Genomic DNA, 20,177 nt, shown 5'->3' with positions numbered 1-20,177 from the left:
GAAACCTTTCTGCTCGGCGAGGTCGCGGACGGCGGCGTACGATCCGGCGAAGCCGATCGCCGCGATCACCATCGCCCCGGCCACGACCACGCCGATGAGTATTCGGTGAGTCCGGGTCAGTTGCACTGCTGTGTCCTCGCGAGGTCGTCGGCCGGATGCCCGGCCCTCCGCCGGGGCGGCGGGAGTCGTCGGGCGGGGGTCGAAGGGGAGACGGGGTACGGGCGGGACGGGACGCCGGCCCGATCCCCCACCCGATCTACTTGATCGCCTCGACGGCTTCCTTCGCCGCCTTCTCCGCGCCCTTCCGGATGTCCTCCGCCTTCGGGGTCTTGTCGCTCTCGAAACCGGCGCCCTCGTAGTCCACGGTCACCACGACGTTGCCGGTGACGGCCACGACCCGCTGCTTGCGGTAGTCCTCGGTCTTCTTCCCGCTCTTCTTCTCCGTCTCGAAGGATATGGACGTCGCCTGGTCCCCGACCCCGTCGAGCGGGGCGTCCTTCACCTTCTCGTTCGCCTCGTCCTTCGAGACCGCGGCCACCTGCTGCCCGGCGTACTCCGCGGCCCGCTCGTCGCCGCTGCCGAGCGTCACGTCGGAGTCGAAGCGCTTGAGGGAGACGGTGAGCGTCCGGTACTGGTAGCCGTCCAGACCGCTCCACAGGCAGGTGCCGTATCCGTCGGCGTCCTTGGAACCCAGGTTCTTGCCGGCTTCCTTCGCCTCGGGCACCACGTCCCCGATCGTCTTCTTCGACAGGGTCTTGCACGGGTCGGGCAGCGTGGTGAACTTCACGGGCGCCGGGCTGGGGGGCGCACTGGAGGTCGAGACGCTGGGCGAGGGCTTGGCGGAGTCGTCCTCACCGGAGCCGCCGGAGCAGCCCGCGACCAGCAGCATGGGCACGGCGGCGCAGGCAAGCGTACGGACGGCGGTGCGCTTGGCGTTGTGGTGCATGGTTCCTTCGCTTCCGGATGTACGGGGCGCCCGGGACACGCCCTGTCGGACGGCACGGTACGCCACTCGGGCGACGGGCACCGGAGGAAGCCTAGGACGGACACGGGCCCGACCGGACGGCATGGCGGGCTGTGTGTCCGTCGTCTCAGTCCCGGCCCCGTGCCGGACACCGGGCGGCGGACGGCAAGCGGCACCCAATCGACCGCCGGCTCGGCCACCGCCTCGCCCACCGCCTCAGTCGTCGAACTCCCCGACCAGTTTCCGGGCCAACTTCAGGGCCTTCTCCTGGAGTTCGGCGCTGTTGGGCAGCCTGCGCTTGTCCGTCATCCACTGCTCGTACTCGACGGTGACGATGACGTTCCCAGTGCGGAAGACCAGGGTGATGTCGCGGTGGACGCCCGAGTCCGCGGTGACCAGCTCGTCGTCGATGTACGCGGCGTCCCCGACGCCTTTCAACGGGCGCGGCGCCAGGTCGGCTTCGGGCGTGGCCCGTGGGGTGGCGACCTCCGGCTCCTCGGACTCCTCGCCCGCATCCGCGGGATCGTCGGACCGGGAGGCGTCGCCCCGGGACGCCTTCTCGGCGTCCTCGGCGTCCCCGGCCTGCTCGGCGTCCTCCGCCTCCTTCGACGCCTTCGGCTCCGCGCTCCCCTCCTCCGACGGCGGCTCGCTCGGGATGCCCGCGTCCAGCACCATGTCCTCGTAGAGGCGCGCCGCCCGCTCGTCGTCGCTGACGGCGGGGTCGTACGACACCACCCGCTCGAAGTCGACCAGCAGGTGCCGGCTGCCCAGATCGGTCGAACTCTTCCAACGGCAGCCGACCCGACGGTCGTTGTCGTAGGTGACGGCCCGCTCCCCCTCGTACGCCGCGGGTGTCCCGCCGCCCTTCCGCGCGGAGGCGCGCTCCTCCACGCCCGGCAGCATCTCCCTCAGCACGTCGGCGCCGACCGTCCCGCAGGGATCGGGCAGATCGCGGTGTGTGCCGGGTGGGGCCGTGGCGGCCTCGGCGCTGACGGAGCCGGGCTTGCTGTCGGCGGCGGAAGCCCCCGAACCGGAGGCTCCGGTGCAGCCCACGGCTCCGACGGCCAGCACTGCGGCGAGCACGGTGCCGGCGGCGTATCCCTTCCGCTGCACTGCCCAACTCCCTCGTCCATGGGAACGCTCGAAAACGCGTTGCCGTAGCCCGGTGGCTTCGTAACACAATGTCTACCGCACGATGTCTACCGCACGCCCTGCGGGGACCGCCGTCCGACGAGGCATATGCAGCAATACGTCCGCCTTCCGTGTGTGGACGTACGCGTACCCTCCACATTCCGTACGCGAACGGCGGATCGCGCCCACACTTTTTCCCAGGGGGATCAACGAGCATGTCGTACACCGAGGTTCCCGGCACGCGGGTGCCGATCCGGATGTGGACCGACCCGGCCACCGTCGAGGACGGCGCGATGCGGCAACTCCACAACGTCTCGACGCTCCCGTGGATCAAGGGCCTGGCTGTCATGCCCGACGTCCACTACGGCAAGGGCGCCACCGTCGGCTCGGTCATCGCCATGCGCGACGCGGTCTGCCCGGCGGCGGTCGGCGTGGACATCGGCTGCGGCATGTCGGCGGTGAAGACCTCCCTGACCGCGAACGACCTGCCCGGCGACCTCTCCCGGCTGCGCTCGCGGATCGAGCAGGCCATCCCGGTCGGCTTCGGCATGCACGACGAGCCGGTGGACCCCGACCACCTCCACGACTCCCACGCCTCCGGCTGGGACGACTTCTGGTCCCGCTTCGACGGCATCGCCGAGGAGGTCCGCTTCCGCCGGGAGCGGGCCGCGCGGCAGATGGGGACGCTGGGCGGCGGCAACCACTTCATCGAGATCTGCCTGGACGACACCGGCGCCGTCTGGCTGATGCTCCACTCCGGCTCGCGGAACATCGGCAAGGAACTGGCCGAACACCACATCGGCGTGGCCCGGAAACTGCCGCACAACCAGGGCCTGGTCGACCGCGACCTCGCCGTCTTCGTCGCCGACACCCCCGAGATGGCGGCGTACCGCAACGACCTGTTCTGGGCCCAGGAGTACGCCAAGCGCAACCGCGCGATCATGATGGGTCTGCTGAAGGACGTGGTCCGCAAGGAGTTCAAGAAGGCGCGGCCGACCTTCGCGCCCGTCATCTCCTGCCACCACAACTACGTGGCCGAGGAGCGCTACGACGGCATGGACCTGCTGGTCACCCGGAAGGGCGCGATCCGCGCGGGCAGCGGCGAGTACGGCATCATCCCCGGCTCGATGGGCACCGGCTCCTACATCGTCCGCGGCCTGGGCAACAAGGCGTCCTTCAACTCCGCCTCCCACGGCGCGGGCCGCCGGATGAGCCGCAACGCGGCGAAGAAGCGGTTCACCACCCGGGACCTGGAGGAGCAGACGCGCGGCGTGGAGTGCCGCAAGGACTCCGGCGTGGTGGACGAGATCCCGGCCGCCTACAAGCCCATCGAGCAGGTCATCGACCAGCAGCGCGACCTGGTCGAGGTGGTCGCGAAGCTCCGGCAGGTCGTCTGCGTCAAGGGCTGACGCGGCGGGTGTCCGCAGGGCCGCGCCCGGTCCCGCGGACGCCGGGTGTGACCGACGGGCCGGACGTATCGTTGTACCGCGCGGCCGCGCATCCCGGCGCGGCGGGGAGGAGCGTCACCGTGACCGTCGAGTTGACCGACAGGATCGAGATGGCCGAGTCCGACGAGATCACCTTGGACGAACTCTACGAGCGTCTGGAGCGGATGCCCGTCCCCGAGGGGTACAAGGTCGAGATCGTCGAGGGGTCCGTCCACATGACACCGCAGCGCTGGACACACTGGGAGATCATCCGGAAGGTTCTGCGGCAGTTGGAGGACCAGTTCGGCCTCGACGCGAAGATCGGCTCCGACGTCCGGATCGACTTCCCCGGCCACCTCAACGGCTTCGCCCCCGATCTGGTGAAGATCGCCGACGGTGCGGAGCCCGACTCCCACGGGCGCTTCTCGGCCGAGGACGTCGAGCTGATCGTGGAGGTCGTCTCCCGGGCCACCGCCGCCAACGACTACGGCCCCAAGCTGGAGGCGTACGCCGCGGCCGGCGTCCCCGCCTACCTCGTCGTCGACCCGTACACCGCCCGGTGCCGGCTCTACACCCACCCCAAGGGCGGCGGGTACGGCAGCGAACTGGCCGTCGACTTCGGCGAGCCGGTGAAGATCACCGAGACGTCCGTCGAGATTACCATCGCCACGGACGGCCTCCCCCGGGACTGACCCCGCCCGGCTCCCGGGCGGGCCGGCGGCTCAGGAGAGCCGCCGGGCCACCTCGGTCGCCCAGTAGGTCAGGATCATGTTCGCGCCCGCCCGCTTGATGCCCGTGAGCGTCTCCGTGATCGCCGCGTCCCGGTCGATCCAACCGCGCTCCGCGGCGGCCTCGACCATCGCGTACTCGCCGGAGATCTGGTAGGCGGCGACGGGAACGTCCACCGCGTCCGCGACCCGGCTCAGCACGTCCAGGTACGGCATCGCGGGCTTGACCATCACCATGTCCGCGCCCTCGGCGAGGTCGAGCTCCAGCTCCCGCATCGACTCCCGGGCGTTGGCCGGGTCCTGCTGGTAGGTCCTGCGGTCGCCTTGGAGGGAGGAGTTCACCGCCTCCCGGAAGGGGCCGTAGAACGCGGAGGCGTACTTGGCCGTGTAGGCCAGCAGCGACACGTCCTGGTGCCCGGCCTCGTCCAGCGCGCGGCGGACGAATCCGATCTGGCCGTCCATCATCCCGCTGGGGCCCAGCACGTGCGCTCCGGCCTCCGCCTGGACGCAGGCCATCTCGGCGTACCGCTCCAGCGTGGCGTCGTTGTCCACCCGGCCGTGCTCGTCCAGCACGCCGCAGTGGCCGTGGTCGGTGACCTCGTCCAGGCACAGGTCGGACATGACGACCAGGTCGTCGCCGACCTCGGCGCGCACGTCGCGCAGCGCCATCTGGAGGATGCCCTCCGGATCGGTGCCCGGGGAGCCGACGGCGTCCTTCTTGCCGTCCTCCGGCACACCGAAGAGCATGATGCCGCCGACGCCCGCCGCCACGGCGTCGGCCGCGGCCTTCCGCAGGGTGTCGCGAGTGTGCTGGTACACACCGGGCATGGAGGAGATCGCCACCGGCTCGGTGATGCCCTCCCGCACGAAGGCGGGCAGGATCAGCTCCGCCGGGTGCAGCCGGTGCTCGGCCACCATCCGGCGCATGGCCGGCGTGGTGCGCAGCCGCCGGGGGCGGACCACGGGGAAGTCCCCGTAGCCGCCCCGCGCACCGTCGTAGGTGCTCTTCCCGATCGTCACGACGTCCGTGCCCTCCTCCTCGTCGGCCGCTTCTCGCTCGGCCGCTGCACCGCCTCGCCGGCCTCGATCGCGGCGGCCCGGCGCCTGGCGCCGAACTCCGCGAGCGCCTCGGCCAGCTTGTGCACCGACGGCTCGGGCGCCATGACGTCCACGCGCAGCCCGTGCTCCTCCGCGGTCTTGGCCGTCGCCGGACCGATGCAGGCGATCACCGTCACGTTGTGCGGCTTGCCGGCGATGCCGACGAGGTTCCGCACGGTGCTGGAGGAGGTGAACATCACGGCGTCGAAGCCACCGCCCTTGATGGCCTCGCGCGTCTCCGCCGGCGGCGGCGAGGCGCGCACCGTCCGGTAGGCGGTGACGTCGTCGACCTCCCAGCCCAGTTCGATCAACCCCGCCACCAGCGTCTCGGTGGCGATGTCGGCGCGGGGCAGGAAGACGCGGTCGATCGGGTCGAAGACCGGGTCGTAGGGCGGCCAGTCCTCCAGCAGCCCGGCGGCGGACTGCTCCCCGCTGGGCACCAGGTCGGGCTTGACGCCGAAGTCGATCAGCGCCTTGGCCGTCTGCTCGCCGACGGCCGCGACCTTGATCCCGGCGCAGGCGCGGGCGTCCAGACCGTACTCCTCGAACTTCTCGCGCACCGCCTTGACCGCGTTGACCGAGGTGAAGGCGATCCACTCGTAGCGGCCCGTGACCAGTCCCTTGATCGCGCGCTCCATCTGCTGGGGCGTGCGCGGCGGCTCCACCGCGATGGTGGGCACCTCGCTGGGCACGGCCCCGTAGGAACGGAGCTGCTCGGAGAGCGAGGCCGCCTGCTCCTTGGTGCGGGGCACGAGCACCTGCCAGCCGAAGAGCGGCTTGGACTCGAACCAGGCGAGCCTCTCACGCTGCTCGGCGGCCGCGCTGCGCTCGCCCACCACGGCTATCGCCGGGCGGCTTCCGCCCGCCGCGGGCAGCGCCTTGGCGGCCTTGAGCGTCTGGGCGATGGAGCCGAGCGTCGCCGTCCAGGTGCGCTGCCGGGTGGTGGTGCCGTCGACCGTGACGGTCAGCGGGGTGTCGGGCTTGCGTCCCGCCGTGACCAGCTCGGCCGCGTGGGCGGCGACGGTCTCCAGGGTGGTGGAGACCACCACCGTGGAGTCGCTGGCCCCGACCTCGTTCCACGCCCGGGCGTCGGCGGTCAGCGCGTCGATGAAACGCACGTCCGCGCCGTGCCCGTTCCGCAGCGGCACACCCGCGTAGGCGGGGACGCCGACGGCGTTGGCGATACCGGGCACGACCTCGAAGGTGATGCCCTCGGCGGCACAGGCGAGCATCTCGTCGGCCGCGTTGGCGTCCAGCCCGGGGTCGCCCTGGACCGCACGGACGACCCGCTTGCCGCCGCGTGCGGCCCGCATGACAAGATTTACGGCATCGTCGGCACGCGTGGAGTCTGTTGACGTGTCGTCACCTGCTGCCTGAAGCGGGGTGTCGACACCTGCCCGCACGTGCGTCCGCACGACGTCGTACACCTGCGGGTCGGCGACCAGTACATCGGCCTGCGCCAGCGCCTCGACGGCGCGAAGCGTCAGCAGTCCCGGGTCTCCGGGCCCGGCACCGAGGAAGGTGACGTGCCCGTGCGTGCCGTACGAGTGGTTGGTGGTGGGGCTCAATGTGCTCGCTCCCCCATCAGACCGGCCGCGCCCTTGGCGAGCATCTCGTCGGCGAGTTCGCGCCCCATGGCCTCGGCCCGGGTGAGCGACTCGTCGACGGACGCCGGTACGCGACCGGTGGTGGACAGCTGCACCAGCGTGGTGCCGTCGACGTTGCCGACGGCGCCGCGCAGGTGCAATTCGGTGACATCCTGCCCCTCGTCCCGCACATCGGCCAGTGCGCCGACAGGCGCGCTGCAACCGGCTTCCAGGGCGGAGAGCAGGCTTCGCTCGGCGGTCACGGCGATCCGCGTGCGCGGATCGTCGAGTTCGGCGAGTCGAGCTGTGAGTTCCTCGTCCGACGCCACGCACTCGACCGCCAGGGCCCCCTGGCCGGGGGCGGGCAGGACCGCGCCGGGGTCGATGAACTCGGTGATCCCGGCGGCCATCTCGGCGCGCCGCAGGCCGGCGGTGGCGAGGACGACCGCGTCCAGCTCGCCGGAGCTCACGAAATTGAGGCGGCGCTCGATGTTCCCCCGGATCGGCACGGTCTCGATCCGCTTGCCGAGCGCGCGCGCCCAGGCGTTGAGCTGCGCCATGCGACGCGGCGAGCCGGTGCCGACCCGAGAGCCGTCCGGCAACTGCTCGAAGGTGAGGCCGTCGCGGGCGACCAGCGCGTCGCGCGGGTCCTCGCGCACCGGCACGGCGGCCAGTGCCAACTGCGGCGGTTGCGCGGTGGGGAGGTCCTTGAGGGAGTGAACGGCGAAGTCGACCTCTCCCGCGAGCAGCGCGTCGCGCAGCGCGGAGACGAAGACGCCCGTGCCGCCGATCTGGGAGAGATGCTCGCGGGAGACGTCACCGTAGGTGGTGATGCCCACCAGCTCGACGGGACGTCCGGTGAGGTGCCGGACCCGCTCTGCCACCTGCCCGGACTGGGCCATGGCCAGGGTGCTGCCACGGGTGCCCAGCTTCAGAGGCCGGGAGGCGTTGGTGCTCATTGCCGCTCCTGTTCGGGGTTGCTGACAGCCGCGACGGTCTGGGGGTCCAGATCGAACAGCTTGCGCAGCGCGTCGGCGTATCCGGCGCCGCCCGGCTCGCCGGCGAGCTGCTTGACGCGCACGGTGGGCGCGTGCAGCAGCTTGTCGACGACCCGCCGTACGGTCTGGGTGATCTCGGCTCGCTGCTTGTCGTCGAGTTCGGGCAGGCGCCCTTCGAGGCGCGCCATCTCGGCCGTGACGACGCCGGCCGCCATGGATCGCAGCGCGACCACGGTGGGAGTGATGGTCGCGGCACGCTGGGCGGCGCCGAAGGCGGCGACCTCGTCCGCGACGATGCCGCGCACCTTGTCGACGTCCGCGGCCATGGGTGCGTCGGCGGAGGCCTCGGCGAGCGACTCGATGTCCACCAACCGTACGCCCTCCATGCGGTGGGCGGCGGCGTCGATGTCGCGGGGCATGGCCAGGTCGAGCAGGGCGACCGGCTCGCCGGCGGAGGTCGCGCGCGCGGCGAACGCCGTCTCCAGGTCGTCGGCCGTCAGCACCAGACCGGTGGCCCCCGTGCAGGAGACCACGACGTCGGCGTGTGGAAGTCGATCCGCCAGCTCGCCGACGGGGACGGCACGGGCCGTGAGTCCGTCTCCGTCGAGGCCGTCGGCCAGGCGCCGGGCGCGCTCCAGCGTCCTGTTGACGATCACCAGTTCGGTGACACCGGCCCGTGCGAGCGTCGTGGCGGCGAGCGAGGACATCGATCCGGCGCCGATCACCAAGGCTCGTCTGCCGCGCACCCACTCCTCGACCGGGCGGCCGTTCGCCAGTTGCTCCAGACCGAAGGTGACCAGGGACTGCCCCGCCCTGTCGATGCCGGTCTCGCTGTGCGCCCGCTTGCCGACCCGGAGCGCCTGCTGGAACAGGTCGTTCAGCAGCCGTCCGGCGGTGTGCCGGTCCTGCGCCACGGCCAGCGCGTCCTTGATCTGCCCGAGGATCTGCCCCTCGCCGACGACCATCGAGTCCAGCCCGCAGGCCACCGAGAACAGGTGGTGGACGGCGCGGTCCTCGTAGTGGACGTACAGGTAGGGGGTCAGTTCCTCCAGGTCGACGCCGCTGTGCCGGGCGAGCAGCCCGGACAGTTCGGCCACGCCGGCGTGGAACTTGTCGACGTCGGCGTACAGCTCGATGCGGTTACAGGTGGAGAGCACCGCGGCCTCCGTGGTCGGCTCGACACCGACCGCGTCCTGGAGGAGTTTCCCGCGCGCCTCGGGCGCGAGGGAGGTCCGTTCCAGAACGCTCACCGGCGCACTGCGGTGGCTCAGTCCCACGACCAACAGGCTCATGCGCGTGCCTCGCTTCGCTCACTCGGTGCACCGTGCGGACGGCACTGGACGCACGGCGTGGTGACTCGCTCGCTCATGCGGGCATCACCGCGGGCACGTCCCCGTCCGGTCCCGAGTCGGTTCCGTCGGTGCGACGCACGGTGGCGGCGGGCGGAGCCGCGGGGGGAGCGGTGTCCACCGTGCCGTCACCGGTCGTCTCCTCGCCCGCCTTGCGCTGCTCGTGGAAGGCGAGGATCTGCAGCTCTATGGAGAGGTCCACCTTGCGCACGTCCACGCCGTCGGGCACGGACAGCACGGTCGGCGCGAAGTTGAGGATGGAGGTCACCCCGGCGGCGACGAGCCGGTCGCAGACCTGCTGCGCGGCCCCGGCGGGGGTGGCGATGACACCGATGGACACGCCGTTCTCCTCGATGATCGTCTCGAGGTCGTCGGTGTGCTGCACCGGTATGCCCGCGACCGGTTTGCCGGTCATCGACGGGTCCGCGTCGATCAGGGCGGCGACGCGGAAGCCGCGGGAGGCGAAACCGCCGTAGTTGGCGAGCGCGGCGCCGAGGTTTCCGATGCCGACGATCACGACGGGCCAGTCCTGGGTCAGGCCCAGTTCGCGCGAGATCTGGTAGACGAGGTACTCGACGTCGTAGCCCACGCCGCGAGTACCGTACGAACCGAGGTAGGAGAAGTCCTTGCGGAGCTTGGCGGAGTTGACGCCGGCGGCGGCGGCCAGCTCCTCCGAGGAGACCGTGGGCACCGAACGCTCGGAGAGCGCGGTGAGCGCTCGCAGATACAACGGAAGACGGGCGACGGTGGCCTCGGGAATCCCTCGGCTGCGGGTCGCCGGTCGGTGTGTTCGGCCAGTTGCCACGGTGCTCCTGCCGTCTACGCGAAACGGTGAGCGGCCCCGTTGGACACTCGCTGGACACATGTCCGGACCGCTCAGTCCTGCCCAGGCTATGCCTTTGTGAACGTGTGCACAAAGATGGTGTCCGCTTTGTCCTGTCAAAGTGACAGGCGCCACACATGCGGAGCGGCGTGGATCACTTCGCACGCCCTCCGCGCGGAGGACGCCGAGGGGAGCCCGGGGACCGGCGGCCCCGGTCAGGACGCCAGGGCGGCCCGCAACCGCTGCGGGTCCACTCTCCAGAAGTCGTGCTGCGCCCCGTCCACGAGCACCACCGGGATCTGCTCCCAGTACTCGCGGTGGAGTTCCTCGTCCTGGGTGATGTCCTTCTCCTCCCAGCGCGCGCCCATCTGCGCGCAGACCTCGCTGACCACCGCGCGCGCCTCGTCGCACAGGTGACAGCCCGGCTTGCCGATGAGAGTCACGGTCCTCATGACCGCCATTGTGCCGTCCCCGCTCTCCGGGACGGCGGGCGGCGGTCCCCTCCGCCGGGACCGCCGCCCGCCGAGGCCGCTCTCCCCTTGTTGGCGCACTCCCCGACCTCCCGACATCCGCTCGTCACCGGAACCGTCGCCCACAGTGGTTATGCTCGCGACATGGCCGCACTTGGATGGCTCCTTCCCCGCAGGCGTTCGGCGACGGCTCGCAGCGTGCTCGCAGGCGAGGCCGCCGCCGAGGCCGCGCGCAAGACCTCGCGGGAAGTCGACGAACTCGCCCCGGGCAGGGCCGGGAAGCCGGCCGAACCGGAGTTCCCGGTCCGCGGGGACGTCCGAGCCGCCGCCTTCTTCGACCTCGACAACACGATCATGCAGGGCGCCGCCCTGTTCCACTTCGGCCGCGGCCTGTACAAGCGGAAGTTCTTCGACACACGCGAACTGCTCCGCTTCGCCTGGCAGCAGACCTGGTTCCGGCTGGCGGGCTCGGAGAACGCCGATCACATGCAGGACGCCCGCGACAGCGCGCTGTCCATCGTCAAGGGTCACCGGGTCTCGGAGCTGATGGAGATCGGCGAGGAGATCTACGACGAGTACATGGCCGACCGGATCTGGCCGGGCACCCGCGCCCTGGCCCAGGCCCACCTGGACGCGGGCCAGAAGGTGTGGCTGGTCACCGCCGCGCCCGTGGAGACCGCCACGATCATCGCCCGCCGGCTGGGGCTGACCGGCGCGCTGGGCACCGTCGCCGAGTCCGTCGACGGCGTCTACACCGGACGCCTGGTCGGCGAGCCGCTGCACGGCCCGGCGAAGGCGGAGGCGGTACGGGCGCTGGCCGCCGCCGAGGACCTGGACCTCTCGCGCTGCGCCGCCTACAGCGACTCGGCCAACGACATCCCCATGCTCTCGCTCGTCGGACACCCCTACGCCATCAACCCCGACAGCAGGCTGCGCGCGCACGCCCGCGAGAGGGGCTGGCGGCTGCGCGACTACCGGACCGGCCGGAAGGCCGCGAAGGTGGGCATCCCCGCGGCGGCCGGGGTCGGCGCGGTGGCGGGCGGCGCCGCGGCGGCCGTGGCGCTCCAGCGTCGCCGCCGCTAGCTCGACGCCCTGACAGGTCGGCGACAGGTCGGCGCCCGGAACGGCGCCGACCGCCGGGAGAACTCCGCCGACCACATGCGAACGACGAAGCGATCGCAGGTCGAAACGAACCGATCGATTCCAGTACCTCGATCGCTGTTCGAATCGCCGAAAACGCAAAACAGAGCAAACCTAATCGGCGATTTCGGCAACTAGGTGTAGCACAGCCTGTACGAAGCGTTATTCTCCTCAGACGCAATCCGGTGTCCACACGCCCTTGTGACGGGCGGACGGTCCCGCACTGCACGTGATGGAAGCTCTGCCTCTGGGAGTCCCGTGTACCCACACGTCGGGGTTGACGCCTCGGGCCTGGCTGCGCTGCGCACAGCGGTCATCCACCAACTGCGCGCAATCGTCCCCTCCGCGTACGCCGCCCCCGCCCTCGCCACACCTGTCCCCGCAGGCCCCGTCTACGCCCTGGCCGAGAGGGCCGCCGCGAGCGCCGCGCCGATCGGTCGCCGCGCCCATGCCGCGACCGCCTCGGGAACCGCCCGCCGCCCCGCGATCGACGGCGACAGCCGCCGCATGATGGACCTCGTCGAGCGTGCCCAGGCAGGCGAGGCCGAAGCCTTCGGTCGCCTCTACGACCAGTACTGCGACACCGTCTACCGCTACATCTACTACCGCGTCGGCGGCCGGGCCACCGCCGAGGACCTCACCAGCGAGACGTTCCTGCGCGCCCTGCGCCGGATCGGCACCTTCACCTGGCAGGGCCGGGACTTCGGCGCCTGGCTGGTCACCATCGCGCGCAACCTGGTCGCGGACCACTTCAAGTCGAGCCGCTTCCGCCTCGAGGTCACCACCGGCGAGATGCTCGACGCCAACGAGGTGGAGCGCAGCCCGGAGGACTCCGTCCTGGAATCCCTCTCCAACGCCGCCCTGCTGGAGGCCGTGCGCAGGCTCAACCCGCAGCAGCAGGAGTGCGTGACGCTCCGCTTCCTCCAAGGGCTGTCGGTGGCGGAGACGGCGCGGATCATGGGGAAGAACGAGGGAGCGATCAAGACGCTCCAGTACCGCGCGGTGCGAACACTGGCGCGACTGCTCCCGGAGGACAGCCGATGACTCTCGGTGCCCGTCCGAACCCCCAGGGTCAACCGGGCAACCGCACCGCCCGCGGGGCGTAACCACCATGGCCAGTGGTCGTTGTCCGGGTTGCAGACTCCCCACGGTCTCCTCCGCCCGGGCGGAAGCACCCTCCCGGCCGCTTCCGGACAGGCCGTGCAACCTTTCCGTGAGGCCGGGAGTCGACCGTTCTGACGAGAGGAGGTGCCGCCCGTGATGGGAGCCGTGTCACCGAGCCGGCGGGCAAACGCCTTCGCCCGGGCTCTGGACGAGCGTGGGCCCGAGGGTGCGGCGGCCGATCCGGCCGAGGACGCTCCCCCGGCCACACCGGGCGCCCCGGCCGACCCCGCGGAACCGAGCGGGACGGCGGAGGGGAAGGACGAGCGGGCGGCGCTGCTGTCGCTGGCCGACCGACTGGTGTCCCTGCCGAGACCGACACTGGCCCCCGACGTCAGGGCCACCCAGCGGGCCCGGCTCGTCGCCGCCATGGAGAACGCCTTCGCCGAGGGCGGCGAGGATTCCCTGGTTCCGGAACAGCGCGCCCCCTCCCGCTCGGGACGCAAGGGAGCCCACCGCGCCTCTCCCCTCGGCCCGTTGGGCAGGCTGCGCCCCAAGTCCCGGCTCACCCAGGGACTCGCGGCGGGCGGCCTGGGCGTCAGCGTCGCCGCCGGCGCCTTCACCGGAGCCGCCGTGGCCAGCGGCGACGCCCTGCCCGGCGACACCCTCTACGGCCTCAAACTGGGCATGGAGGACCTCAAACTCGACCTGACCGACGACGACGCCGACCGCGGCAAGGTCCATTTGGACCACGCCTCCAAGCGGTTGAACGAGGCACGGCGCCTGCTGGAACGCGACCGCTCGGGCCGGCTGGACCACGAGTCCGTCGGCGAGATCCGCCGAGTCCTCTCCCGCATGCGGCAGGACGCCGCCGAAGGGCACCGGCTGCTCAGCGCGGCGTACGAGCGGGAAGGCTCGATCGGCCCGATCCGGACGCTGTCGTCCTTCTCGGAGTCCCACGGGGCCGTGTGGGAGCGGCTGCGCGGCCGTCTCCCCGCGCAGTTGACGGACGTGAGCGACGAGGTCAGCTCGGTCTTCGCCGCCATAGACGACGAGGTCACGCCACTGCGGTCCCTCCTGCGCTCCGAAACGGAAGGCGAGGAACCCGCCGACGACCTCGCCGGGGGCGAGGGCCGCCCGGACCACGGCCGCACGGTCCGGCCCGCCTCGCCCACGCCGAGCGACGCCTCCCCCGACGGCCACCGGGACGGCGACGGGCACCCCGGCCCCTCCGACCCCCACCCGGACGAGAAGAAGGTCCTCCCCGACCCCCGGGACCTGCTGAACCCCCCACCGCCCGGGGACGGCACACCGTCCACTCCCGACGGCGACTCCCCCGGCTTCCCCAAGCCGGACATCACCATCCCGCCGCTCATCCCGAACATCCTGCCCGGACTGGGCATCGAGAGCGGCGACGGGGACCACTGACGGCCCGCGGCCGGCGTCCGTGAGGCGCCGGCCGCCGAACCACCGGCCCGGCCCCACACCTCCCGGCAACCCCGGTCGGTTCCCGGCCGGTCCCGAACCTCAGAAGAACACCGACCTCCGCCGCACCAACAGCCTGTAGAGCGTGTGCTGAATCGTCTCGCGGACCTGGTCCGTCAGGTTGAACATCAGCATCGGGTCCTCGACCGCCTCCGGCGGATAGTCGTCCATCGGGATCGGCTCGCCGAACTGGATCGTCCACTTCGTCGGCAACGGCAGCATCCCCAGCGGACCCAACAGGGGGAAGGTGGGCGTCACGGGGAAGTACGGGAGACCGAGCAACCGCGCCGGCGTCTTCAGGTTGCCGACCATCGGATAGATCTCCTCCGCCCCCACGATCGAGCAGGGCACGATCGGCACCCCCGCCTGCAACGCCGTGGAGACGAACCCACCACGCCCGAAGCGCTGGAGCTTGTAGCGCTCCGAGAACGGCTTCCCCAACCCCTTGAAGCCCTCCGGCATCACCCCGACGATCTCGCCCCGCTCCAACAACCGCTGGGCGTCCTCCGCGCACGCCAGGGTGTGACCGGCCTTCCGGGCCAGCTCGCTGACGACCGGCAGCACGAAGACCAGATCGGCCGCCAACAGGCGCAGGGCCCGCCGCGCCGGATGGTGGTCGTGCACGGCGACCTGGAGCATCAGCGCGTCCAGCGGCAGCGTCCCGGAGTGGTTGGCGACCACCAGCGCGCCACCCTCGGACGGGATGTTCTCGATGCCGAGCACCTCGACCCGGAAGTACTTCTCGTACAGCGGACGCAGCAGCGACAGCAGCACCTGCTCGGTGAGTTCCGCGTCGTAGCCGAACTCGTCGACCTCGTACTCCCCGGTGATCCGCCGCCGCAGGAACGCCAGTCCGGCCGCGATCCGGCGGTCCCAGTCGTCCCCGCCGTCCGACCGCGGCGCCCCGCCCTCCGAGGGCGCCTCCACACCCCGAGCCCGCGCTCCGGAGTCCTCGTCCGCCCCCGGCGCGGGTTCGGGCTCTGGCACGGCGGCCAGCGGCGTCTGACCGCCTTCCAGAGCGCTCGGGGGGCTTGGACGGCCGTCCTCCCCCGTGCGACGGCGGCTGCCCGTCGAGCGCCCCCTGGCGGCTCGCGCGGCGCCGCGCGAGCGGTCGTCGTCGAACGGGATGACCTTTGCGTCAGCCATGGCGGACGACCTCCTCGAAGCGGTCCACGGCGTGTGCGAGTTTCTCGGGCGGCAGCAGCCCCGGACCGTGGCTGCGCGCGAAGTCGGCGAAGGTCTCGGCCGTGGTGTGCTTCGGCTCGAAACCGAAGACCTCCCGCATCTGCGTGGTCTCCACGACCCTGCCGTGCGTCAACAACCTGATCTGTTCTGCCGAGAAGTCCGTGACCCCCACCGAGCGCAGCGCGGTCCCGGTCCACCGGATGGCCGGAAGCAGCAGGGGCAGCGTCGGCTTCCCCAACCGCCGCGCGGCCTGGGAGAGCAGCAGTACCCCGTCCCCCGCGATGTTGAACGTCCCCGCGTTGAGCGTGCCGCGCCGCGGCTCCCCCGACGCCAGCCGCAGCACCTCGACGACGTCGTCCCCGTGCACGAACTGCAGACGCGGGTCGTAGCCGAGGACGGTCGGCAGCACGGGCAGCCTGAAGTACTCCGCGAGCGGCGTGTCCGCGCTCGGACCGAGGATGTTGGCGAAGCGCAGCACGGTCACGGCCACGTCGGGACGGCGCCGGGCGAACCCGCGCACATACCCCTCGACCTCCACGATGTCCTTGGCGAAACCGCCGCCGGGCAGCGCCTTGGGCACCATGGTCTCGGTGAAGACCGCCGGATCGCGGGGCGAGGACCCGTAGACGTTCGTGCTGGACTTCACCACCAACCGCCGCACGGACGGGGTCTTCTGGCACGCGCCCAGGAGCTGCATCGTCCCGATGACGTTGGTCTCCTTCACCGCTGCCCGCGAGCCGCGCGGCAGCAGCGGTATGCCGCTGACGTCCAGGTGGACGACGGTGTCCACGCCGTACTCGGCGAGCACTCCGGCGATGGCCGGTTGCCTGATGTCGATGCGGACGAAATCGGCGCCGCCGAGGTGGTGTGCGGGCGGCAGGGCGTCCACACCGACGACCCGGTCGACGTCGGGATCGCGCAGAATCCGTCGTACGAAGCGCCCACCGAGCTGTCGGGCGACTCCGGTGACGAGCACGACCTTGCCCAACGGATGCTCCCTCTCAGCGTTCTCGGCTTGCGGCGGCCCCCGGTGGCGGTCGCCCCGGCCCTCACCGCCACCGTATCGGGTGAGCACGGCCCCGCGGCGGAACGCCACCGCCCTCCCACCGACACGGCGGTGGGAGGGCGGTGGTCAGTGGGCGGCGCGCCCGCTCACTTCTTGTTGCGGCGCTGCACGCGTGTGCGCTTGAGCAGCTTGCGGTGCTTCTTCTTGGCCATTCGCTTGCGCCGCTTCTTGATAACAGAGCCCACGAACTTACCCTCGCTCACTTCGTCACTCGGTGCGGGGCGTCCGAGCCCACACGACCTACATCCGCTCAGCCTACCCGGCGTCGAGTGATGGTTGTGACACAAGGGATCCACAAGCCCCCCGCTTCGGGGAACTAAGCGCTCTTCTCCACCCCCACGTAGGAACCGCGGAGGTATTCGTGGACGGCCTGCTCCGGCACCCGGAAGGACCTGCCGACCCGGATCGCCGGCAGATGACCGCTGTGCACCAGGCGGTACACGGTCATCTTGGACACTCGCATCACCGCGGCCACTTCCGCCACGGTCAGGAACACGACCTCGTTCAAAGGCCTCTCGGCAGCACCCATGTCACACCTGAACCTTCCGCACATGTCGGGCACCGGCTTCCCCTCCGGTGACTCCTGCTCGCATGCGCGCTCCTCCCCAGATTAGGTGCGGGTGATGCAAGTGGGGAAGAGGAGTGGCCATCACTCCCTAAAGTGACAGACAGGAACGATTGAGCACATAACAAGCAAGCGGACGGTAGCGGTCCGGACGCGCCGAGTCATCCATCGGGACCGCCACGCGCACCTTTCCCTCCGCCTCCCCGACGAACACCGCGGGATCGTCCGTATCCGCCGGCCCGATCGCCTCGAAACCTAGCTGACCTGCGCCGCACACCCATCCGTGGTCCCCGATCACCAGGTGTGGGAGCGGACCGCCGGCGGCAGCGGCGGCGTCGAGGACCGTCCGCACGGGCAGAGGCGAATGGGAGTGTGCGCCCGGCGCATTGGACGCGGATCGCACCCCCACCTCGCGGATCAACGCAACTCCCCGTACGTACCGAAGACTGTGCGGACGTACGCCGAACCTGGTCGTTATGTCGATACGTTTACCCTGCGCCGGGGTGAGCACATGACATCCCGCCGCCGAGAGCGCCCTGGCCAAGGGAACGTAGAAACCCAGGAGACGGTGGGGGTGTCCGGTCCCCAGCAGCACCGGCGAACGACACCGGGCGGCCCTGCCCAACCGCTCCGCGAACGCGTCCAGAGCGGCGATCGTCCGCTCCGGCTCGACCGTGTCCGGCCCGGCCACACGCCCCGGATCGGGCGGCACCCCGCACCTGCGCGCCACCAGCTCGACCAGTCTCGGCACCGTCCACTCCCCCTCGGGCTCGAGGCCGAGCAGCACCCGAGGATCACCCGCGGCGAAAAGCCGGTACCGATCCAGGCTCTTCTCCCGGGTGGTCGCGATGGGCCCCGCCAGCCGGGCCTCCAACAGGTGCGCGCGCAGGGCGTCCACGCTCAACACGCCTCTCACCCGCAGCATCCTGGCGGACCGACGGCCCCCTACGGCGCCGAAACCCCCGAGAACCACCCTCCGGACGACTGTGCGGCGACCGGCCCGAGGGTCACGGCAGCAGACCGTGCGAGGGATACACCGCACGGCGCGTGGCGAGCACCGCCTGGTCCAGCGCGCTCGCCGGGTCGTATCCCGCCCCCCACTCCGACCACACCGGCTCGCGTCCGTCCGTCATCCGCCGGGGGCCGTCCATCCGCGTCCTCGCGTACACCTGCCGCCGCCAGTCCTCCGGGATCATGGTCTCCGGCGGGATCGGCTCGCCCGCCGCGATCGCCACCAGGTGCGTCCAGGACCGCGGCACGACCTCGACGACCGCGTAGCCGCCACCGCCGAGCGCCACCCAGCGCCCCTCGGCGTACTCGTGCGCCCAGGCGTGGCAGGCGACCGCGGCCACCCGCTGGGCGTCGACGGTCACCGCCAGGTGGGCGAGAGGGTCCTCGATGTGCGTGTCCGCGCCGTGCTGGGTGACCAGTACCTGCGGCCGGAAGGCGGCCAGCAGATCCGGCACCACGGCGTGCAACGCCCGCAACCAGCCGCCGTCCGAGGTGCCCGGCGGCAACGCGATGTTCACCGCGCTGCCCTCCGCCTTCTCCCCTCCGGTCTCCTCGGGCCAGCCGGTGCCGGGGAAGAGCATGCGGGGGTGTTCGTGCATCGAGATCGTCAGAACCCTCGGATCGTTCCAGAACGCCGCCTGCACACCGTCTCCGTGGTGCACGTCCACGTCCAGGTACGCGACCCGCTCGGCCCCCAGCTCCAACAGCCGGGCGATGGCCAGGGAAGCGTCGTTGTAGACGCAGAAACCGGCGGCCGCCCCCGGCATCGCGTGGTGCAGCCCGCCGGAGAAGTTGACGCCGTGCAGCGCGTCCCCGCGCCATACCGCCTCCGCGGCCCCGACGGACTGCCCGGCGATCAACGCCGAGGCCTCGTGCATCCCCGCGAAGGCCGGGTCGTCCTCGGTGCCGAGACCGTACGAACCGTCCGCCGACCGGGGATCGGCCGACACCCGACGCACGGTGTCGATGTAGTCGGAGCGGTGCACGAGCCGCAGCGTGGCGTCGTCCGCCGCCGCGGCGGCGACCACCTTCAGCCCCGAGGAGCGGGGTAGGTCGAACGCCTCGACAAGCTTCATGGTCAGGTCGAGCCGCACCGGATCCATCGGGTGCCCCGACCCGAAGTCGTAACCGGTGACCGCCTCGTCCCACATCAATTGTGCGCCGCCGCTCATACCCGTCACCGTATCGGTCGCACCGGGGAACCACGCGGCCACCCACACCACGACGGCGGGAACGGCCCGGGCATTCAGACGATCAGCGCGGGCAGCTCGTCCATCCTGGAGAACAGCGCCGTGGCTCCCGTCATCTTCTCCCCCGGCGTCATCGCGGTGTAGCCGTAGACGTCCATGCCCGCGGCAACGGCCGCCCGCACGCCCAGCGGGCTGTCCTCGACCACGGCGCAGCGCTCCGCCGGCACACCCATCACCTCGGCGGCATACAGGAAGAGATCCGGAGCCGGCTTCCCCCGCCCCACGTCCTGAGAACTGAAGATGCGCTTCTCGTCGAACCTGTCGTACAGCCCGGTCCTGCGCAACGCCACTCGAATTCGTTCATGGCTTCCGGACGAGGCCACGCAGTACGGCACCCCCTCGGCATCGAGCCCCCGCAGCACCTCGTCGACGCCCGGAACGGGCAGGAGATCACGCTGGAAGGCATCGAAGACACGGCCGTGGAAAACAGCGTCGAATTCCTCGGGGAGCCGCTTCCCCGAACGCTCCAGAATCAAGTCGTGAATTCGGTGCACGGCGGAACCCAGGTAATCCCTGATGGAATCCTCGTACGTGGTCGGGTGTCCCAACTCGGTCAGGTAGGCCGCGAGAATCCTGTTGGATATCGGCTCACTGTCCACGAGGACACCGTCGTTGTCGAAGATCACCAGGTCGTAGCGCATGCGCCACTCTAACGCGAAAACGCGAAGAGGCCCCGTCGGAACCTGCCCGACGGGGCCTCCACAACAAATCGTTCGGCGGCGTCCTACTCTCCCACACGGTCCCCCGTGCAGTACCATCGGCGCTGAAGAGCTTAGCTTCCGGGTTCGGAATGTAACCGG

General features: G+C 71.0%; 21 protein-coding genes and 1 rRNA gene. 5 read left to right on the top strand and 17 right to left on the bottom strand.

Annotation, left to right across the window (positions count from 1 at the left end; translation table 11 throughout):
• The 3 genes from IF47_RS31780 to IF47_RS0126085 form a co-directional block, all read right to left on the bottom strand.
• Positions 1 to 126 (bottom strand): DUF2637 domain-containing protein (locus IF47_RS31780; RefSeq protein ID WP_157840061.1); only part of this gene is annotated, 126 nt, incomplete at its 3' end.
• 130 nt (positions 127 to 256) lie between these two features.
• Positions 257 to 946, bottom strand: a complete 690-nt coding sequence (locus IF47_RS0126090; protein WP_031511465.1) for a DUF3558 domain-containing protein — start codon at positions 944 to 946, stop codon at positions 257 to 259.
• Positions 947 to 1,180: 234 nt separating this feature from the next.
• Positions 1,181 to 2,077 (bottom strand): hypothetical protein, encoded by an 897-nt coding sequence (locus IF47_RS0126085; RefSeq protein WP_031511464.1) that lies wholly within the window; start codon positions 2,075 to 2,077, stop codon positions 1,181 to 1,183.
• A 233-nt stretch (positions 2,078 to 2,310) separates the two neighbouring features.
• On the opposite strand from IF47_RS0126085, the gene IF47_RS0126080 reads away from it, so the two are divergent.
• The gene (locus IF47_RS0126080; RefSeq protein WP_031511463.1) at positions 2,311 to 3,504 is read left to right on the top strand and encodes an RtcB family protein; all 1,194 of its coding nucleotides are present in this window, start codon (positions 2,311 to 2,313) and stop codon (positions 3,502 to 3,504) included.
• Between the two features lie 119 nt (positions 3,505 to 3,623).
• Positions 3,624 to 4,214 carry a Uma2 family endonuclease gene (locus IF47_RS0126075; protein WP_031511462.1) on the top strand — a complete coding sequence of 197 codons (591 nt, stop codon included), beginning with the start codon at positions 3,624 to 3,626 and terminating at the stop codon, positions 4,212 to 4,214.
• Between the two features lie 30 nt (positions 4,215 to 4,244).
• Here the strand turns inward: IF47_RS0126075 and hemB are convergent, their stop codons facing one another.
• From hemB to IF47_RS0126045, 6 genes are all read right to left on the bottom strand, one after another.
• Complete coding sequence (gene hemB / locus IF47_RS0126070) at positions 4,245 to 5,270, bottom strand: porphobilinogen synthase (protein WP_281179544.1); 1,026 nt, start codon at positions 5,268 to 5,270, stop codon at positions 4,245 to 4,247.
• A complete protein-coding gene (locus IF47_RS0126065) occupies positions 5,267 to 6,916 on the bottom strand; it encodes a bifunctional uroporphyrinogen-III C-methyltransferase/uroporphyrinogen-III synthase (RefSeq protein ID WP_031511460.1) in 1,650 nt (549 codons plus the stop codon). Before IF47_RS0126065 ends, hemB begins: the two co-directional genes overlap by 4 nt.
• On the bottom strand, positions 6,913 to 7,893 hold the full coding sequence (gene hemC / locus IF47_RS0126060; RefSeq protein WP_031511459.1) for a hydroxymethylbilane synthase: 981 nt from the start codon (positions 7,891 to 7,893) through the stop codon (positions 6,913 to 6,915). The genes IF47_RS0126065 and hemC overlap by 4 nt, the downstream gene beginning before the upstream one ends.
• On the bottom strand, positions 7,890 to 9,224 hold the full coding sequence (locus IF47_RS0126055; protein WP_031511458.1) for a glutamyl-tRNA reductase: 1,335 nt from the start codon (positions 9,222 to 9,224) through the stop codon (positions 7,890 to 7,892). The genes hemC and IF47_RS0126055 overlap by 4 nt, the downstream gene beginning before the upstream one ends.
• A gap of 73 nt (positions 9,225 to 9,297) precedes the next feature.
• Positions 9,298 to 10,086, bottom strand: a complete 789-nt coding sequence (locus IF47_RS0126050) for a redox-sensing transcriptional repressor Rex (protein WP_031511457.1) — start codon at positions 10,084 to 10,086, stop codon at positions 9,298 to 9,300.
• Positions 10,087 to 10,319: 233 nt separating this feature from the next.
• Entirely contained in the window at positions 10,320 to 10,556 is a 237-nt protein-coding gene (locus IF47_RS0126045) for a glutaredoxin family protein (RefSeq protein WP_245641250.1), read from the bottom strand.
• 162 nt (positions 10,557 to 10,718) lie between these two features.
• Here IF47_RS0126045 and IF47_RS0126040 point away from each other — a divergent pair, with 162 nt between their 5' ends.
• From IF47_RS0126040 to IF47_RS0126030, 3 genes are all read left to right on the top strand, one after another.
• Positions 10,719 to 11,657, top strand: a complete 939-nt coding sequence (locus tag IF47_RS0126040) for an HAD family hydrolase (RefSeq protein ID WP_031511455.1) — start codon at positions 10,719 to 10,721, stop codon at positions 11,655 to 11,657.
• Positions 11,658 to 11,972: 315 nt separating this feature from the next.
• Positions 11,973 to 12,758 (top strand): ECF subfamily RNA polymerase sigma factor, BldN family, encoded by a 786-nt coding sequence (locus IF47_RS0126035; RefSeq protein WP_031511454.1) that lies wholly within the window; start codon positions 11,973 to 11,975, stop codon positions 12,756 to 12,758.
• Positions 12,759 to 12,971: 213 nt separating this feature from the next.
• Positions 12,972 to 14,243 (top strand): DUF5667 domain-containing protein, encoded by a 1,272-nt coding sequence (locus tag IF47_RS0126030; RefSeq protein WP_031511453.1) that lies wholly within the window; start codon positions 12,972 to 12,974, stop codon positions 14,241 to 14,243.
• A gap of 99 nt (positions 14,244 to 14,342) precedes the next feature.
• Here IF47_RS0126030 and IF47_RS0126025 read toward each other — a convergent pair whose 3' ends face one another.
• From IF47_RS0126025 to rrf, 8 genes are all read right to left on the bottom strand, one after another.
• A complete protein-coding gene (locus tag IF47_RS0126025) occupies positions 14,343 to 15,446 on the bottom strand; it encodes a lysophospholipid acyltransferase family protein (protein WP_031511452.1) in 1,104 nt (367 codons plus the stop codon).
• Positions 15,439 to 16,473 (bottom strand): NAD-dependent epimerase/dehydratase family protein, encoded by a 1,035-nt coding sequence (locus IF47_RS0126020; protein ID WP_031511451.1) that lies wholly within the window; start codon positions 16,471 to 16,473, stop codon positions 15,439 to 15,441. The genes IF47_RS0126025 and IF47_RS0126020 overlap by 8 nt, the downstream gene beginning before the upstream one ends.
• Before the next feature lie 164 nt (positions 16,474 to 16,637).
• Positions 16,638 to 16,736, bottom strand: coding sequence for a 30S ribosomal protein bS22 (locus IF47_RS29890; RefSeq protein ID WP_003948845.1), 99 nt, complete (start codon positions 16,734 to 16,736; stop codon positions 16,638 to 16,640).
• 131 nt (positions 16,737 to 16,867) lie between these two features.
• Positions 16,868 to 17,080, bottom strand: coding sequence for a helix-turn-helix domain-containing protein (locus IF47_RS0126010; protein ID WP_157840060.1), 213 nt, complete (start codon positions 17,078 to 17,080; stop codon positions 16,868 to 16,870).
• Between the two features lie 127 nt (positions 17,081 to 17,207).
• Complete coding sequence (locus tag IF47_RS0126005) at positions 17,208 to 18,023, bottom strand: phosphatase (RefSeq protein WP_031511449.1); 816 nt, start codon at positions 18,021 to 18,023, stop codon at positions 17,208 to 17,210.
• Between the two features lie 100 nt (positions 18,024 to 18,123).
• Positions 18,124 to 19,299, bottom strand: coding sequence for an acetoin utilization protein AcuC (locus IF47_RS0126000; protein ID WP_031511448.1), 1,176 nt, complete (start codon positions 19,297 to 19,299; stop codon positions 18,124 to 18,126).
• A 74-nt stretch (positions 19,300 to 19,373) separates the two neighbouring features.
• On the bottom strand, positions 19,374 to 20,018 hold the full coding sequence (locus IF47_RS0125995) for an HAD family hydrolase (protein WP_031511447.1): 645 nt from the start codon (positions 20,016 to 20,018) through the stop codon (positions 19,374 to 19,376).
• Between the two features lie 70 nt (positions 20,019 to 20,088).
• Positions 20,089 to 20,177: ribosomal RNA gene (gene rrf / locus IF47_RS29010) — 5S ribosomal RNA — on the bottom strand; the annotation flags it as partial.

The sequence above is a fragment of the Streptomyces megasporus genome, from assembly GCF_000718985.1.
Lineage (GTDB): Bacteria > Actinomycetota > Actinomycetes > Streptomycetales > Streptomycetaceae > Streptomyces > Streptomyces megasporus.
Note: the sequence above shows the minus strand (reverse complement) of the source record. Positions and strands in the feature narration are given on the sequence as shown.